General features: G+C 37.1%; 13 protein-coding genes and 1 pseudogene. 9 read left to right on the top strand and 5 right to left on the bottom strand.

The window, feature by feature from the left end; genetic code table 11:
- Window positions 1-4: 4 nt before the first annotated feature.
- The 4 genes and pseudogenes from JCM12304_RS06940 to JCM12304_RS06925 all read right to left on the bottom strand — a co-directional run bounded on the left by JCM12304_RS06940 (window position 5) and on the right by JCM12304_RS06925 (window position 5,934).
- On the bottom strand, window positions 5-820 hold the full coding sequence (locus JCM12304_RS06940; protein WP_019377481.1) for a carbohydrate ABC transporter permease: 816 nt from the start codon (window positions 818-820) through the stop codon (window positions 5-7).
- Window positions 820-1,680, bottom strand: coding sequence for a carbohydrate ABC transporter permease (locus JCM12304_RS06935; protein WP_019377482.1), 861 nt, complete (start codon window positions 1,678-1,680; stop codon window positions 820-822). Before JCM12304_RS06935 ends, JCM12304_RS06940 begins: the two co-directional genes overlap by 1 nt.
- A gap of 78 nt (window positions 1,681-1,758) precedes the next feature.
- Entirely contained in the window at window positions 1,759-3,066 is a 1,308-nt protein-coding gene (locus JCM12304_RS06930; RefSeq protein WP_040956356.1) for an ABC transporter substrate-binding protein, read from the bottom strand.
- Between the two features lie 571 nt (window positions 3,067-3,637).
- A pseudogene (locus tag JCM12304_RS06925) lies at window positions 3,638-5,934 on the bottom strand (ATP-dependent DNA helicase).
- Window positions 5,935-6,189: 255 nt separating this feature from the next.
- Here JCM12304_RS06925 and JCM12304_RS06920 point away from each other — a divergent pair.
- The 3 genes from JCM12304_RS06920 to JCM12304_RS06910 all read left to right on the top strand — a co-directional run bounded on the left by JCM12304_RS06920 (window position 6,190) and on the right by JCM12304_RS06910 (window position 9,999).
- Window positions 6,190-7,017: a nuclease-related domain-containing protein gene (locus JCM12304_RS06920; RefSeq protein WP_060679303.1), complete on the top strand. Its 828-nt coding sequence runs from the start codon at window positions 6,190-6,192 to the stop codon at window positions 7,015-7,017.
- 230 nt (window positions 7,018-7,247) lie between these two features.
- The gene (locus tag JCM12304_RS06915; protein WP_060679301.1) at window positions 7,248-7,943 is read left to right on the top strand and encodes a YjjG family noncanonical pyrimidine nucleotidase; all 696 of its coding nucleotides are present in this window, start codon (window positions 7,248-7,250) and stop codon (window positions 7,941-7,943) included.
- 151 nt (window positions 7,944-8,094) lie between these two features.
- The gene (locus JCM12304_RS06910) at window positions 8,095-9,999 is read left to right on the top strand and encodes a Xaa-Pro dipeptidyl-peptidase (protein WP_157360438.1); all 1,905 of its coding nucleotides are present in this window, start codon (window positions 8,095-8,097) and stop codon (window positions 9,997-9,999) included.
- A 261-nt stretch (window positions 10,000-10,260) separates the two neighbouring features.
- On the opposite strand, the gene JCM12304_RS06905 is transcribed toward JCM12304_RS06910, so the two are convergent.
- Window positions 10,261-11,163: a LysR family transcriptional regulator gene (locus JCM12304_RS06905; RefSeq protein ID WP_060679299.1), complete on the bottom strand. Its 903-nt coding sequence runs from the start codon at window positions 11,161-11,163 to the stop codon at window positions 10,261-10,263.
- Between the two features lie 192 nt (window positions 11,164-11,355).
- Here JCM12304_RS06905 and JCM12304_RS06900 point away from each other — a divergent pair, with 192 nt between their 5' ends.
- The 6 genes from JCM12304_RS06900 (at window position 11,356) to JCM12304_RS06880 (ending at window position 16,858) form a co-directional block, all read left to right on the top strand.
- Window positions 11,356-12,543 carry a sodium/glutamate symporter gene (locus JCM12304_RS06900; RefSeq protein ID WP_060679297.1) on the top strand — a complete coding sequence of 396 codons (1,188 nt, stop codon included), beginning with the start codon at window positions 11,356-11,358 and terminating at the stop codon, window positions 12,541-12,543.
- Window positions 12,544-12,572: 29 nt separating this feature from the next.
- Entirely contained in the window at window positions 12,573-12,776 is a 204-nt protein-coding gene (locus JCM12304_RS19720; protein ID WP_218185774.1) for a hypothetical protein, read from the top strand.
- Between the two features lie 22 nt (window positions 12,777-12,798).
- Complete coding sequence (locus JCM12304_RS06895; RefSeq protein WP_060679295.1) at window positions 12,799-13,347, top strand: polysaccharide deacetylase family protein; 549 nt, start codon at window positions 12,799-12,801, stop codon at window positions 13,345-13,347.
- A gap of 240 nt (window positions 13,348-13,587) precedes the next feature.
- A complete protein-coding gene (locus tag JCM12304_RS06890) occupies window positions 13,588-14,601 on the top strand; it encodes an NADH:flavin oxidoreductase/NADH oxidase (protein ID WP_060679293.1) in 1,014 nt (337 codons plus the stop codon).
- 18 nt (window positions 14,602-14,619) lie between these two features.
- Complete coding sequence (locus JCM12304_RS06885; RefSeq protein WP_060679291.1) at window positions 14,620-15,639, top strand: ketopantoate reductase family protein; 1,020 nt, start codon at window positions 14,620-14,622, stop codon at window positions 15,637-15,639.
- 31 nt (window positions 15,640-15,670) lie between these two features.
- On the top strand, window positions 15,671-16,858 hold the full coding sequence (locus tag JCM12304_RS06880; protein WP_060679289.1) for a M20 family metallopeptidase: 1,188 nt from the start codon (window positions 15,671-15,673) through the stop codon (window positions 16,856-16,858).
- Window positions 16,859-16,906 lie beyond the last annotated feature (48 nt).

The raw sequence follows: 16,906 nt of genomic DNA, 5'->3' as shown, positions 1-16,906 counted from the left end.
AATATTACTTAACAGCCCCTTCAGCAACACCATTAATAATTTGCTTTTGAGCAAAGAAGTAACCGATAATCACTGGCAATATAGCAATTGTTAAGCCAGCTAATGCGAGATGCCATTGCTTTGTATATTGCCCAAAGAAATAAAACATTTTTAAAGGTATCGTTGCCTGGTTTTCTGATAAAACAAGAGATGGGAGCAGATAATCGTTCCAAATCCAAATTACATTTAGAATAGCTACTGTAACGGTAATTGGTTTTAAAAGAGGAAAAATAATATGAATGAAGGTCTGAAATTTATTAGCACCATCGATAATTGCTGCTTCATCCAATGACTTGGAAATACCTGTCATAGCTCCGTGGTATAGGAAAATGGACAAGCTTGAACCGAAACCTAAATACATAAATATTAGTCCAAAACGATTTAACATTTCTACTTTACCAAACAACGCTACAAGCGGAATCATCACAGACTGAAAGGGAATTAGCATTGCTGATACAAATATTAATAATAAAGCACCACTTAATCTGCTTCTATTTCTTGCCAGTGCATAACCAGCCATAGAAGTAAAAAACAATATGATAATAACACTTAAGCCAGTTATAAATATTGAATTAAACAAAGATTGAATAAAATTCAAGTCAACAAAAGCCTCTTTAAAGTTTTCTATTGATAATGTGCCAGGCAAATTTAATACATCAGTAAATATTTCTCTTTTAGATTTAAATGCGTTAACAAGCATTAAGTAAAATGGTGATAACCACAATAAGCCTAGGAGGATGCCAATTATTTCAACAAGAAAGAGTTTCCGTTTTTTATACATTACAGGTCAACCTCCCGTTTTTTATTATAATACACTTGTGTAAGTGCAATTGCAGCAACCATTACGAAAAAGACTACAGCTTTCGCCTGTCCATAGGCCATTTCATTTGCACTGAAGGCGGTATTCACAATTTCCATCGCTACCATTTGGGTAGACTGAAAGGGTCCTCCATTAGTCAGCGATAAATTTTGGTCATATATTTTAAAAGAATTGGATAAAGTTAGAAACATACTAATTGTAAAAGCTGGAGCTACTAAAGGAAATGTAATACTTTTAAATCGTTGCCAACTGTTAGCCCCATCTATTTCAGCAGATTCTTCTAATTCCTTAGGGATGTTCTGCAAATATGCTATATAGATAATCATAATATAACCAGCCATTTGCCAGCAGGTTAGAATAACTAATCCCCAAAAACCTGTGGCAGTTGTAGAGAGCCAGCCAGTTAAAGCTTCAATACCAAGTGCTTTTCCAATATCTCCAAATACGTTAATAAAAATAAACTGCCATATGAAACCAAGAATAAGTCCTCCAATTAAATTTGGCATAAAGAAAATAGTTCGCAGAAAGTTATTTGTTTTAATGTGACGCGTAACAAGAATCGCTAACCCTAACCCCAACACATTTAAAATAATTACAGTAACAACAGAAAATTTTATTGTAAACCAAATAGAATTAAGAAAAAGCTCGTCGCTAAATAATCGCGTATAATTTTCCAGGCCAATAAACTTTGTGGCAACTAAACCATTCCAATCAGTAAAAGAGTAAATCGTTCCGTAAATCAATGGGACGACAACTACAAGACCAAGTGCTACTAAAACAGGCGTCAAAAATAACCAAAACGACACATCTCTATTTTTCAAGGTAAATCCCTCCCAATAAAAAACATTAAAAAAGACAAGCTAACAAACATGGCACTATTTGTTAGCTTGTTTGTCCCGTTACTTCCTTTTTTCCTCCCATTTCGAAATAGCATCTTTCTCAAGTTCTTCCCATGTCATATCGCCAGCTAAATATTGCTGAGCATTCGCTCCCATCACTGCCGTTCCCCACGGATTGCTCGGATAACCTGCAAATATCCAACCAATTGTTTTTCCTTCAGAGGCATACTCATAAATATCTTGTGACAACGGATCGGAAATTTTCTCTGTATCATAGCCTTCATAAGCAGGTATGAATTTAAGCTCATTCAAAACGGCTTCTTTTCCTTCATCAGAAGTATACATCCAATCCAGAAATTTTTTGGAGGCTTCAACAACCTCTTTATCAGAATTATTATTAACTGCCCAGTAGTTTGGAACTCCCACCGGAATACTACCTTCAAAACCTTCTACCGGAATTGGCAGTACGCCAATATTCTCAGCAACTTCAGGATCCATTTGTTCAACCGATGGATAAACCCAGTTTCCTTGTTGAATCATCGCTACACGTTCAAGCGAAAAATACTCTTCCACTTGTTGAGAATAATCCAGACTTAACACCGGCTGCACAGAATATTTATTTTGCAAATCCAGAAAACGCTTCATTTCTTTGCCTCTTTCAAATTTTACCGTATCAGATTCAAACGCTTTCATTACATCGTGGTCAAATTCAGGAGCCAAGAAAGCATTTGCCAAATGATCACCCATTACCCATGCTTCCTTACCAGGTAAGGCAAAAACCGCTTCTATCTCCAGCTCATCTTTTTTACTGTCTAACTTTTCAACAGCTTGCTCTAAATCTTCGAACGTAAGTATCTCTTCTGGTTTTATGCCAGCCTCTTCAAATAGACGCTTATTATAAATTAGTCCATATCCTTCTTGGTTAAATGGCAAACCCAGTATTTTATCACCATCCTGAACTGTTGCTAAGGTACCATCAATAGCTGCCTTTGCAGCTTCTGTATCTGACATATCTGCTAAGTATTTTTTATAGTCAATTACATCTTGCGGGCCAGTCACATTAAAGATATCCGGTTCATCACCAGAGGAGAATTGAGACTTTAAGACAGGAGCATATTCCGTTCCGCCGCCCACTGTTTTAACGTTAATTTTAACATCTGGATTTTTTTCTTCATATTGCTTGGCCAGTGCTTCAAATTGGTCCTTAAACTCTACCTTCCCTTGGAAAATATCAATAGTAACTTTATCTCCGGAACTCGCTTCACTGTTGTTCGATTTATTGCTATCATCTGATGAACAACCTGCTAAAAACAAACCAATTATCATTGCAACAACTGCTACCTTTGAAAACAAATGCTTTGCTCTCATTTCACTCAACTCCCCTTTTTGGTGTTAGCTCATTCATGAATACGTTTGCATTCTTTAATAAAATTATGCACACATATTATAAACAAGTTAAAAGTATAGCAATTAAAACAAGGATGGCACTAGTGAGTCACTCTTATACATTTATGTGCATTTATTGCGCAACCGTTTGCATTAATTGCTAGTTAAATAATAGCATTCTACTAAATAAATTACAAGTGGAAATTATCAAAAAAATGAGAGGTGAAAATTCTATCCTGAAAACTTGTAGACGTAAGCTCAATAAACTTATATAAAAGAACTAAAAAGTCTAAATAAGCACCTTTAGGTTTGAATTAAGTAGTATAATTCGAGTGGGTATCACTTAAAGATCAATTAGAATTTATTCATGTTCTTTGTGACATAAAAATTATTTATTATAGAAACTCACAACCCAATAAAAGACCGAATGATGTGAATACACCAAACGGTCTTTTTCATTTAACAGCCCGCTAAAAAGTCATAGCGAGCTGCAATTACCTACATTATTAGAATAATAGGATTCTCTTTAACTCTACCAAAGCTGTCCTCTCTACTACCCCCGAAAAGAACCCGACGCCGCTCCTCCAACAGAATAATGCTGCCATTCATATGGAAGCAGCTCCTGGTACATCGGCTGAAGAAAACGATCATCGATCAAAGCGATGGTGCCGTGGTCTGTGTCTGTACGAATTAGCCGCCCGCCTGCTTGCAGTACTTTATTCATCCCAGGATAAACATACGCATAATTATAGCCGTTATGTCCATTTGCCTGGAAGTGATCCTTAATAATATCCCGTTCAAAGCCAATTTGCGGCAGCCCGACTCCGACAATAATTACTCCAGACAATCGATCTCCTTTTAGATCCACACCCTCAGAAAAAATCCCGCCAAGTACAGCAAAGCCAACAAGCCGGTCCTCGTTCTCCTGGAAGGAATTCAGGAAATCCTCCCGACGTTCTTCCGTCATGCTTGTTTCCTGTAAGATCACTTTTTCTCCAGGTGCTGTTGCGGTAAACTGCTCATATACCTGCAGCATATATTTATAGGATGGGAAAAATACGAGAAAATTCCCTTCCCTCTGCTGTAATAAATCAACGATAAATTGGACCATCGGCTCTATCGTATGCTCCCTGTCACGATACCTAGTTGATAAAGGCTGGATAATCACTTCCGCATTTTCACGCTGAAACGGGGACGGGATGGATACAACATAATCTTCCGCCTTTCCACCAAGCAAGTCCATATAGTAGCCTGCAGGGGTTAGCGTGGCAGAGAAGAAGATCTTGGAACGAAATCCTTTACCCATTTGCTTTAGCTGATGGGAAGGATCCAGGCAAAACAACTTCAACTGTACATCACTACCCTCAAGCGTCATATAACTGGTAAAACGCTTATCATACAATCTGGCAATTTTCACAAACGCTGGGCACTAAAGTAGCCATTTAGCAATAATTCCTCCGCTTCCCCACCACGCATTAGCTCTTCTTCTGCCGCATACGCGAATGCATCCACGACATGTACAAGCTTTTCATCCAATTCTTTTTCCAGCTGTTGATTTTGCTTCTTCTTTTCCATAAGATACTCATTTACGGCATTTGCCGATTTGGCTATAACTTCATTTTCATCTTTATACATCCGGTATAGCGCAAGAAAGGTTTCCTTCTCCACGGTTGCCGAATACATCTCTCGCGCACGATCGACAAGATTATGTGCCTCATCAACGAGCAACGCCGACTTTTTCCTCTGTTCATCCAACAGTCGCTGCAAGGACACCTTTGGATCAAAAATATAATTATAATCGCAAATCACTGCATCTGCTGCATATGCCAAATCTAATGAAAACTCAAACGGACAGACGGTATGCTTGCGCGCATATTTTTCAATCACTGGTCTTGTCATTAATGTTTCGTTCTGCAAAATATCTAATATCGCCCCGTTAATCCGGTCATAATACCCGTTCGCAAAAGGACATTCCGTTTTGTCACAGTTCACCTGTTCTTGAAAACAGATCTTATCCTTAGCAGTAATTGTAACGACTGTAATTGCCAGCCCCTTTTCCTGTAAGAGTCGGAATGCTTCTTCTGCGGCAGTGCGGGTAATTGTCTTTGCTGTCAGATAAAATATTTTTTCCAAATGGCCCTCGCCAATTGCCTTTGCGGATGGGAAAATGGTTGAGATTGTCTTCCCGATTCCCGTTGATGCTTTGGCAAACAACGTCTTTTGTTCGTGAATTGTTTTATACACAGCTCCTGCAAGCTTGCGTTGTCCGTCCCTATAGCTTTCAAACGGAAATGCCAGCATCTTGGTACTCTCATCCCGTGTACGCTTCAATTCTAATCGCAGCCTGGCATACGGAGCATATTGTGCTACTACATCCATGACAAAATCGGCCAATTCCTCACGGGTTAAGCTTCGCTGAAAGTATTTCTTTTCTTCTGTACGAACTTGTATGTACGTAAGCTGGATAGTTATCTTGTCCAGGTCATTGTCTGTGGCATAAATATAACCATAGACTGTCGCCTGTGCCCAGTGAACCGGATAGCTGTCCTCCGTAATAGCATCAAGTGACCCGGAGGTTGATTTAATTTCATCAATGGTCAGCGATCCATCCTCACTTATAAGAAGACCGTCACAGCGGCCATCTATTTGAAAGGTCATCTCCTCAAAAGGAATTTCTGTTTTTAGATAAACTTCCTTTTTATCGTTTTTACCGTACGTCTTTTGAACTTTCTGGTGTGCCTTAGTGCCGTCCACCAAAGGTTGCGAACTGCGGAAACCAGTTTCTATACTGCCACTGCGAAAAACATACTCCACTAGCGTCCTCGCAGCTATTTTTATGCTCTGCTTCATATTATCACCCGAAAAATTTAACGTTGCTTTTAGTGTAGCATGCGGGGAGGAAGGTGTCATCTTTTCGGGGAACATTTGTTTTGTTTGGGGTGGATTATGTATTGTACGTTGGGAGTCTATCAATGCCTCGGTCTATCTCTTCCATTAGAAAATATTTCAGAGCATTTCAGAGCACTGTCCTCATTTACTATAGTTAAATTCCCCACAAAAAGGTACAATAGAAAAATAGTAAACCAATTTAATAAGGAGAAGATTATGCTATTATTCCTAAACTTTTTTAAAAAGAAAAAGAAAGTCGTCCCACCTAAACAAATGCATACTAAATCCCAGAAACCCAAACAAACAAATGAGCATATCGCTACGAGGAAAGGTGAAATAGGAGAATACAAGATTGATATTCAATTGGATCAGCTACCAAAGGGATGTCGCTATCTTAGTGACCTTCTTGTTAGTAACCCAAAAGCGAAGTCAGGATATTCACAAATTGACCATGTTGTTTTAACTTCTCATGGTATATTTGTCATCGAAACAAAAAACTACCAAGGGACCATCTATGGCGGAAAAGACCGCAAAACCTGGTTAGTTAATGGCAAGTTTAAAATGATGAACCCTTTCGTGCAAAACTATGGACATATAAAGGCATTAACATCCTTAATAGATAAAAAGTACCGCGATCTATTTATCTCTATGGTATCTTTTACAAAACGTTCCACATTTAAAGTAGGCGATGATTATCGTAAAATAGCATCCAATGAGCTCATTGTATATGATGTGGAGTTATCAGAGTTTCTCCATAGAAAGGTTTCCGTATTAAAAATTCATCACAAAGAGCCTCTCCTATCTGAAAATGACATTGACACAATCTATCATGCTTTTTTAAATGCCAATATTACTGACCCCGAAATGATAGAAAAACATAAACATGCATTAAAAACAAATACATTAGTAGAAGATTCCAGTTCAAGTTCTACTTGTGTCATTTGTAATAAACCTGTCTCACAAAAAGTAGAGGCATTCTGTTTATCAAATAAAAAGTTCAATGGAAAAGTCTTTTGTTATGCCCATCAGAAAACGGCTCACTAAAACAATAAGTAAATCCGCGAAGCGGCATCCGTCGTTTCGTGGATTTCTTGATAACATTAATATAAACTCTCAGTCTCTCCTAAACCTTCCCTAAGAAATATACTTCAGCAAATACCATCCCTCCTAACCCCAGTGACAGACAGCTTATAAAGATGATAAAGTAAGGAAAGTTAATTCATAAAGAACAGAATGATAAGCTCAAATTTAGCAGAAACAAAATGGAGGAAACTATGAACTATAAAACTATTTTATTCGATGTGGATGATACATTAATGGACTTTGGTGCCTCAGAAAAAAGTGCTCTTCACCATACTTTTCTTGCTTACAAATTACCAACGGGATTAGTGGATTACCAACCTGATTACAGAAAAATCAGCAAAGGGCTATGGAGGGATCTGGAGCAGGGGCTTTTATCTGTAACCGAACTAGGAGTAGAGAGGTTTAGAAGGCTCTTTCTTCAGCATGACCTTGATATTAATCCGAAAACATTCAATGAAGTATATCTTAACTATCTCGGTAAAGAAGTACATCTCATGGATGGGGTCTTAGAATTATTTGATCAGCTTAACGACTATAAGCTAGGTGTGGTAACAAACGGATTCACTACAGTGCAAAATTCTAGATTGAGTCGTTCTCCGCTATATAATAGCTTCGACCATATCATTACTTCTGAGGATGCCGGTTACCAGAAGCCTCACGTGGGTTTCTTTGATTATACCTTTTCTAAACTAGGTATTAAGGAGAAGGAGGATGTTTTGATCGTTGGTGACTCATTGACTTCCGACATCCAAGGTGGAATCAATTACGGAGTAGATACTTGCTGGTTCAATCCACATAAAAAAGATAACAACACGGAAATCAAGCCAACATATGAGATCTGTAAACTAGCAGAGCTTATAGAAATAGTAGAAAAAGAGAAAGTTTAAGCTCCTTTTTACGCTTGTATCTATTTCTACACCACGGGCCCAAAGTATGACATCAATCTCCTTTTTCTACCAAATTTAGTGCTATTAACTCTTTCATTCTAAACTATTTAGAATATTATATAAATAGTATACTAGAATTGGAGTGATTTATTTGTTAAGGAGAAAAGGCACTAAATCTTTTTCATGGATGCTAACACTAGTGATGGCAGTGAGTCTTGCTATGCCATCATTAAGCTATGCTGACGAGGCTGAAAGCAATAGCATTCAACAAGCGTATGAGCTCGATGATGGGGTTACTGCAGAAAAGTATGATTATGCAGATGCTATTAAAGAGAGCATCTATGTGGAATCTACATTGGACAGTGATGAAGATGGAACCCCCGATCGAATTGCAGCAGACATCATCCGGCCAAAGGAATCAAACGGCGACATGAAGGTTCCTGTAATTATGGATGCAAGTCCATATTACGAGAGTCTCGGGCGTGGAAACGAATCTGAAATAAAGGATACTGACGGTGATGGTGTCAATGATATGTTTCCATTATTTTATGACAACTACTTTGTTCCGAGAGGATATGCTGTGGTGCAAGTAGATATGGTAGGGAGTAACAACTCGGATGGTTGCCCGACAACAGGTGGCGTTGAAGAAATAGAAAGTATTAAAGTCGTAATAGAATGGTTAAACGGAAAAGGAAAAGCATGGAACGAAAACGGAGAGAAAATTGTCGCAGACTGGTCAACAGGAAAGGTTGGTATGATCGGAAAATCCTATGATGGTACATTGGCTAACGGTGTAGCCGCTACTGGTGTGGAGGGCCTCGAAACAATTGTCCCAATCGGAGCAATCAGTAGTTGGTATGATTATTATCGCTATGAAGGTATTACGTTTCGCAATAATGGTCCCAACGGTTTATCCAAGTTGGTCACAAGCAGCGAAAGAGTCCCTGCCTGTGCCCCAGTTCGTGAGAATATCAAGGAAAAAGCTGACGACGAAACTGGTGACTATAACTCCTTTTGGGATGAACGCAATTATATAAAAGATGCACATAACATAGAAGCAAGTGTATTCGTTGTACATGGTATTAATGATTATAATGTGAAGGCAAATCACTTTTCAAACTGGTGGGAAGTTTTAAAAGAAAATGATGTGCCAAGAAAACTCTGGCTTACCCAAACAGGACATGTGGATCCATTTGATTTCCGTAGAGAAGAATGGGTTAATACCCTCCACCGCTGGTTTGATCATTGGTTACTAGATATTGATAACGGAATTATGGACGAACCGGCTGTAGATATTGAACGGGAAGCAGATGAATGGGAGACCTATTCCGCTTGGCCGGATCAAAATTCAAAAGCGGTGAAAGTAAGACTTGCACCTGCCGATGGAAATCTACCAGGTGTATTAACAACAGGACCGGTTAAAGGCAACTTCAACCAAACGTTCGTTGATGAACCGTACCAGCGTGAGAGCGCAATGGTAGAAAATGAATTTTCAACAAAGGAAAACAGGTTAATGTTCATGACCCCTGAGTTGGAAGATGACCTTCGACTAAGTGGAATTCCGGAAATTGATATCCGAGCCAGTGTCAATAAAGAAAATACTAATTTAACAGCACTTATCGTCGATTACGGAACAGATGAGAGAGTCAATCATCGTGACCGTGGTGAAGGTGTTCGTACCCTTGAAGAGGAAAGCTGTTGGGGACAAAGCACAGCAGCCGATGATGCTTGTTATAAAGAAACAGAAAAGACAACTCATGAGGCACCATATGAAATTGTCACACATGGTTGGATGGATGCAACAAACTGGAAAACTCTTGATTATACAGACTTGCTAAAACCTGAGAAAAGCTACCGTTTCCAATGGGATACACTACCAGAGGACTATGTCTTTAAGGAAGGTCATCGGATTGGTATTGTTATTGCAGGTAGTAATTACCAACGCTTACTCCCTATGCAAAACAAAGCAACCATTGACGTCTCTTTAGGACAGAGCAAGGCACTTCTTCCTATTGTTGGCGGAAAAAAAGCATTTGAAGCTGCAGTAGAAGAATAATAGAAAAAGGATGTTACCAAAATTCGGTGACATCCTTTTTTAATTACAGAGCTTTCTCCTTACTTGTTCTTCAGTCAGCCATTCATCCCCCGTTTTGATGACCTTCTCAGCTTCCATAAGTTTAGAAAGCAATCTGAGCGTAGCTTGACTTTTTTCATAGTCTTCCATATCCATAATTGCAAAATTACCACGGCCCTAAGCACCCTAAAATTGACCTGGAGGTAGCCTAGTTATTTTCAATTCTCCCATTTCTAATAAATTTTAATGCTCATACAGTGTTTCTATAACCTTTTTAGTAGTAAGAAGAAATTTTTTGGCTGCTGAAGAAATGTATCTGTCTTTGGGCGTTACAATGGTTAAATTAGTCGTAAAGTCTGGATGAATAAACTCAACCATTGGAGGTAGAGCGACTTCATCCAACTTTTCAAATATTTTAGGTACAAATGCTATTCCCAATCCTTTTCTAACCATAGAAAGCATCGGTAAAGTACTAGTTCCCCAATAGATAACTTTAGGTGTATATCCATTCTTATAACAGGATTCAATAATAATATCAGAGATATTTCTTCCTAGTGTCGTAGACTGTAGTAAAAAGTTTTCATGCTTTAAATCTTCTAATGTTATGTTCGTTTTTCCTAACAAGTGATGCTCAGGTGGAAGTGCTAGCATTAACGGTTCCGTGATTATCGTATTAAAATCCAAATCCTCAGCCTGAAAAACATTTCTTACAATTCCTACATCAATATTATTATTTCTTAACTCACTTATAACGTAATGTGAATTTCCTTCCTTAACTTTAACAACAATGTCAGCCGTTTCTTCACGAATATTTTTTATTACCTCAGGTAATACAGTTAAATTAGCAACTGTTGAGCACCCTACATTGACTGTTCCAATTTGACCGCTTTTTTGATCTTTAACCTCGTTGCTAATTTGATTTGTTAATGCAAATACTTCTTTCGCTCTTTCATATAATAACTCACCAATATCCGTTAATATAAGTCTTCTTCCTTTACGTTCAAATAACTTCGCGTTAAGTTCTTCTTCAAAAGATTGGATAGCAATACTTAAAGGGGGTTGTGTCATATTAAGGACTTTTGCTGCTTTTGAAATACTTCCTTCTTCTACTACCTTGGTAAAACAATAAAGTTTATGTAAATTCATAAAATCTCCTCCAATGAGAAATCTCATATATATTATTTAATATAAAGGATATCAAATATATATTTTTAATTTATATACTTTTACTATATAATAACAGAAAATAATATATTTTTTAAATAAATGAAAAATGGGGTGGTTACAACAGATATCTGTCTCCTCTAGCAAAACATATTAATTTTAGGAGGAATTTACATGGGAAATGAAGTATTGATTGGCTTTGGATGGCTTTCACTAATGATTGTAGTAGGTAGTTTTTTGAGATATAAAATAAATTTCCTGCAAAAAATGCTAATTCCTAGCTCAGCTATTGGAGGAATTGTAGGATTCATTCTTATTAACTTTGGGTTAATTCAAATCCCACAGGGGTTATTACAAACGTTTGTTGCACAGTTTTTTATTATATCTTTTATATCTATCGGATTAACCGGCACAGGAAGTCATAATAACAATGGCCTCACTAAACAGAAAAATGGCAGTACATTAACCAAAGGAGTTATCTGGTTTGCAGTTGCTTGGGGCTTACTCGTAAATTTACAAGCTCTTATGGGTATGTTAACAATTAAAGGTTTAAATATTTTTGGAGAATCTATGGATCCTATGTATGGAATTCTACTGCCATTTGGATTCTCAATGGGTACAGGACAAGCTATCTCTTACGGTGGGGTTGCTGAAGAAATTGGTTTCCAAAACGCTGCGTCCGTAGCTATTACCTTTGCGGTAGTTGGTTATATATTTGCTACATTTGTAGGAATCCCACTTGCACGATACGGAATCAGAAAAGGGCTGGCAAAAAATTCCGAAAAGCTTTCTAAGAATTTATTAAAGGGTGTAATGGAAAAAGATAAGCCTGAGAAAATGGGAAATTTAACCTTTCATTCTTCTAATTTGGAAACGCTTGCATTCCATATCGCTATTATTGGTGCGGTATACCTTATTGCTTACTATTCAATGACATGGTTAAGCGAAATACTCCCTGCTAATCTAGCATCATTTATAATGGGTTCCCTTTTTATCTTCGGCGTACTCTGGGGAATGATCTTCTCCACCGCTGCGAAAAAATTAAAAATTAGCCACTTGTTTTCTGATGATCTGCAGAAGTCGTTAACAGGTTGGATGGTTGATTTTATGATTGTGGCATCTTTTATGTCTATTTCTCTTGCATCTATACAACAATTTCTACTTCCGATTATTTTTGTCACGGTTATTGGCGGCATACTAACTACCGTCATCTGCTTTTATATTGGACAACGAATGGGAAGCAATTACGATTTTGAAAGGAGTATATCATTTTATGGAATGGTGACAGGTCAAGTTCCCAATTCTCTTCTATTACTAAGAATTGTGATCCTAGATTTAAAACCCCACCAATTCTTGAAATAGCTCTCTACAATTCATTATTACCATTAACCATGACGCAAATCTTTTTAGGTATAGCCCCTATTTTATGGGGATGGAATGTTGGAACATCCATGCTATTCTTCGCAGGTTCATCATTACTTTATCTTATTTTGTTCCGGGTATTTAAACTATGGAATCCAAAAACCTTTAAATTATTTGGAGAAAATCAAGAGAATATTGATAAAGATAATAGCACCATTTTAAACATTAGATAGGAATTTATTGAGGTGAAAAAAAATGCAAAAAAGATACGTAGCTTTATCTTTTGATGTAGACGGAGAAACCTTATGGACATCTAGAGATGAAGGTAATTGGAAGAGACCTGTCGCATTATCACATGGAGCTTACGGGCCAAAAACAGGTGTAAAAAGAATATTAAACCTCCTTCATAAACACTCTATTAAAAGCACTTTTTTCATACCTGGCTGGATTATTGAAACATATACTGATGAAATGAAACAAATTGTAAAACACGGTCATGAAGTTGGACATCATGGATATTTGCATGAATATCCACACACCCTGGATGTAAAAGAAGAAAAGCAAATAATAGAAAAAGGAATTCATATAATAGAAGGTTTAACAGGAAAAAAACCAAAGGGTTATCGCTCACCTGCCTGGGAATTCAGTTCAAATACGCTAAATCTTCTAGCTGAATATAATTTCCTTTATTCCTCCAATATGATGGACGCAGATGACCCCTATATTCATTTAAATGGTGTGGTAGAAATACCAGTTCAATGGCTTATGGATGATGCTCCCTTTTTTATGTTCCATCCAGATTAAACGGCCGATTAATCCAACCAACTGAGTCTGTTTTTAAAACTTGGAAGGAAGAATTTACAGCACTTTATAAGGAAGAGAAATCTATTGTTCTAACATTTCATCCACAATTAATTGGTAGAGCACATAGAATAGATTATCTAGAAAAGCTTGTTAATTATATCTCTTCATTTCCAGAGGTAGAATTTACAACATTAGAGAACTTGGCTGAGATCACAAAGAAATCTTCTGGAGGTAATGACAATGGCAGTAGGTTTATTTCACCCTATTAAAATAAACAAATTAGAACTTAAAAACAGAATTATGATGTCCCCGATGTGCCAATATAAAGGCAAAGATGGATATCCACTTGACTGGCATTTTATACATTATGGTTCGCGAGCGATTGGAGGAGTGGGTTTTATATGTATTGAAATGACAAATGTGGAGAAAAGAGGCAGAATCACAGAAAATTGTCTTGGCCTTTGGTCAGAGAATCAAGTCCCTGCATATAAAAAGATTGTTGATTTTTGTAAAGATCAAGGAGCTAAAGTATGCATACAGTTAGCGCATGCTGGCCGGAAATCTGAAATTAGTGATGAGACAGCCGTCGCTCCATCTGCAATATCTTTTTCTAACAAGTATAGTACACCAAAAGAACTAACTAAAAAGGACATTCATAATATCATTGATTATTTTGGTGAATCAGCAAGACTTGCTGTTAAGGCGGGTTTTGACGCTATTGAAATTCATGGTGCCCATGGTTATTTGATCCATCAATTTCTCTCGCCTTTAAGTAATAACAGAAAAGATGAATACGGTGATTATGGGCGGTTTGCCAATGAGGTAATATGTACCGTTAGAAAAAACATACCTGAAGATATGCCATTGATTATGAGAATATCTGGTAAGGAATATAGTGAAGGCGGCTATAATATTGACCATATCCTCCAATATATCCCTGATTTTATAAGTTTGGGAGTTGATGCATTTGATGTGAGTTCAGGAGGGAACGATCCAAATCGGCCTGAAGTTTTTCCAGCCTATCAAATTGAACTTGGAAAACAGATAAAAGATATTTGTACTGTACCTGTAATAGGTGTGGGCCGCTTAGAAGTTCCTTTTATTGCAGATTCAGTAATTAAAGATGAGATGGTAGATATGGTTGCTATTGGCAGGGGTCTATTAAAAAACCCACACTGGGCTAAGCAAGCAGCCGAAAAATTAAAAAGAGAATTAACACTTCCCGGTGTTTATGGAATGGGATGGAATATATAACGAAAAAAGGTGTTCAAAATGGCTATCACAATAATTGGTGCAGGTGCTATAGGTGGGGTTATCGCAGGGTACCTCGCAAAATCAGGTGAAAATATTACATTAGTGGATGTTAATGAGGCACATATTCAAAGGATAAATAAACACGGTTTACGAGTAGAAGCGCTAACAGAAGATTTCACTACCCAGATCAATGCTGTTACGATGGAAGAATTTATGGAAATGGATCTATATTTAGATATAGTTTTTCTAGCAGTCAAAGCACAGCACACCGAAACTGCAATTCTTCAGATAAAAAATAAATTAAATAATGAATCTATGGTTGTATCTTTGCAAAATGGACTTTGTGAGCAAGTAATTGCCAATTTAATAGGTGTCGATAGAACAATCGGGAGTTTTGTAAATATATTTTCAGATTATATAGGGCCAGGGCATATAAAATATGGAGGTGCAGGAAGCCTTTATATAGGCGAATTAGATGGTTCTTTTACAAATCGCTTAGAAGTTATTCATCGAAAGTTGTTGAACTGGGGAGATGCAAAAAAAACCTCCAATATACAAGGATACCTATGGGGAAAAATGTCTTATGCTTCTGTTCTAATAGCAACCGCTCTAACAGATGAAAGAATAGTAGATGTTCTGAAGCCTGTTGAAAATAGAGAAGTGCTGATTGAACTGGCTTCAGAAGCACTTGTTGTTGCTCATCAGGAGGGTGTAGAACCAGAGGAATTTGATGATTGGGTACCTTCTTTAATTTATCCAAAGGAACAAAGGAATTGGACAAAAATAAACTCACAGTTTGATAAACATATTAATAGATTACTCACATATAAAAAAGTTAAAACGGGTTTTTGGAGAGATCTGAAAATCCATAAAAGAAAAACAGAAGTCCCTTATTATCTAGAACCAGTTATTGAACTCGCTAAAAAGCACAATATAGCTACTCCATTGACTTGTAGCTTATTAGGCATGATAAAGGAAATAGAAAACGAAGATAGACTAATGACTGTAGATAATCTGGAGATATTAAAAACAATTTGATAATAATTAGTTTACAGCTAGGAGGATACACATGGCAGTAGAACAGGCATTACAATTTATTGAAAGTAATGAGAAAGAGATATTTCATTTACTAAATAGATTGGTAGATATTAATACGTACACCCACAATAAGGATAATGTTAATAAAGCAGCTGAATTAATCGCTGATAATCTCAAGAAATATAATATTGATTACACTCGAAAAAAGCTAGATGAATATGGTGATCAACTCATCGCAAACATTAAAGGGGCTATTCCTGGAAAAATTCTTTTACTTGGTCATTATGATACTGTCCACCCGCCTAACACTGAAAAAACACATAAATTTCACAAGGATGAAACAAACGTTTATGGCCCAGGTGTGTCAGATATGAAAGCAGGAATAGTCAGTATGATTTATATTGCGGCTACTATAAAAAAGTTTGGTATAGAAACGTGCGATATAGAATTATTATTTACACCAGATGAAGAATATGGTTCCCCCATATCCAGAAGACTCATTAAAGAAAGAGCCCGGGAAGCTAATGCTGCATTTATACTAGAATCTGGAAGACCGAATGGTGAAGTTGTAACAAAACGGAAAGGATCAGCTCATTTTAACTTTAGCATCAACGGAAAAGCGTCTCATTCTGGTGTAGCTAAAGAAAAAGGTATCAGTGCAATAGAGGAATTAGGTTATAAAATTGTGGAAATCCAAAAGTTGAATGATACAAAAAAAGGCATAAGCGTAAATATCGGGACAATTCATGGTGGTACAAACTCTAACGTTGTTGCAGCAGAAGTAAACGGCACTATACATGTTGGCTATCCTACTTCCAATGATCTCGCAAATGTTAAAGAGCAGCTTATTTCTATTTTCAACACTAGTTTTATAGACGGTACTATTAGCGAATTAAAAGGTGGTGAAGGAATCCCACCAATGGAAAAGCATGATGGTGTCGCCACTCTATTTGAATTAGTTCAAAAATCCGCAGAGAAATTAAACCTGAACGTTTCTGAAAAACATGAAAAAGGCGCTTCAGATGCCGGTTTTGTAGCTTCGCTTGGGACTCCTACTATATGCGGAATGGGGCCTGTCGGTGGTAAATGGCATAGTGAAGAGGAATATTTGGTAATTGACAGCTTAATCCCTAGATTTAAATTACTATTTCTATCTATTATTTCTGCAACAGAAGAAATGAATAAACTTAAAAATTCGAAGGGCATGGAGGTTAACTAAAAAAGTAAAGCCTTCCAAAAGGTTTTATATTTCCTTTTGGAAGGCTTT

This window comes from Virgibacillus halodenitrificans JCM 12304, from assembly GCF_001310895.1.
Lineage (GTDB): Bacteria > Bacillota > Bacilli > Bacillales > Amphibacillaceae > Virgibacillus_Q > Virgibacillus_Q halodenitrificans.
Note: the sequence above shows the minus strand (reverse complement) of the source record. Positions and strands in the feature narration are given on the sequence as shown.

Bases quoted from the DNA above. Each gene is read 5' to 3' on its own strand.
- JCM12304_RS06900 (WP_060679297.1), top strand. From the start codon at position 11,356: ATGGGAAATGAAGTATTGATTGGCTTTGGATGGCTTTCACTAATGATT.
- JCM12304_RS06915 (WP_060679301.1), top strand. From the start codon at position 7,248: ATGAACTATAAAACTATTTTATTCGATGTGGATGATACATTAATGGAC.
- JCM12304_RS06890 (WP_060679293.1), top strand. From the start codon at position 13,588: ATGGCAGTAGGTTTATTTCACCCTATTAAAATAAACAAATTAGAACTT.
- JCM12304_RS06940 (WP_019377481.1), bottom strand. From the start codon at position 820: ATGTATAAAAAACGGAAACTCTTTCTTGTTGAAATAATTGGCATCCTC.
- JCM12304_RS19720 (WP_218185774.1), top strand. From the start codon at position 12,573: ATGACGCAAATCTTTTTAGGTATAGCCCCTATTTTATGGGGATGGAAT.
- JCM12304_RS06880 (WP_060679289.1), top strand. From the start codon at position 15,671: ATGGCAGTAGAACAGGCATTACAATTTATTGAAAGTAATGAGAAAGAG.
- JCM12304_RS06920 (WP_060679303.1), top strand. From the start codon at position 6,190: ATGCTATTATTCCTAAACTTTTTTAAAAAGAAAAAGAAAGTCGTCCCA.
- JCM12304_RS06895 (WP_060679295.1), top strand. From the start codon at position 12,799: ATGCAAAAAAGATACGTAGCTTTATCTTTTGATGTAGACGGAGAAACC.
- JCM12304_RS06930 (WP_040956356.1), bottom strand. From the start codon at position 3,066: ATGAGAGCAAAGCATTTGTTTTCAAAGGTAGCAGTTGTTGCAATGATA.
- JCM12304_RS06885 (WP_060679291.1), top strand. From the start codon at position 14,620: ATGGCTATCACAATAATTGGTGCAGGTGCTATAGGTGGGGTTATCGCA.
- JCM12304_RS06905 (WP_060679299.1), bottom strand. From the start codon at position 11,163: ATGAATTTACATAAACTTTATTGTTTTACCAAGGTAGTAGAAGAAGGA.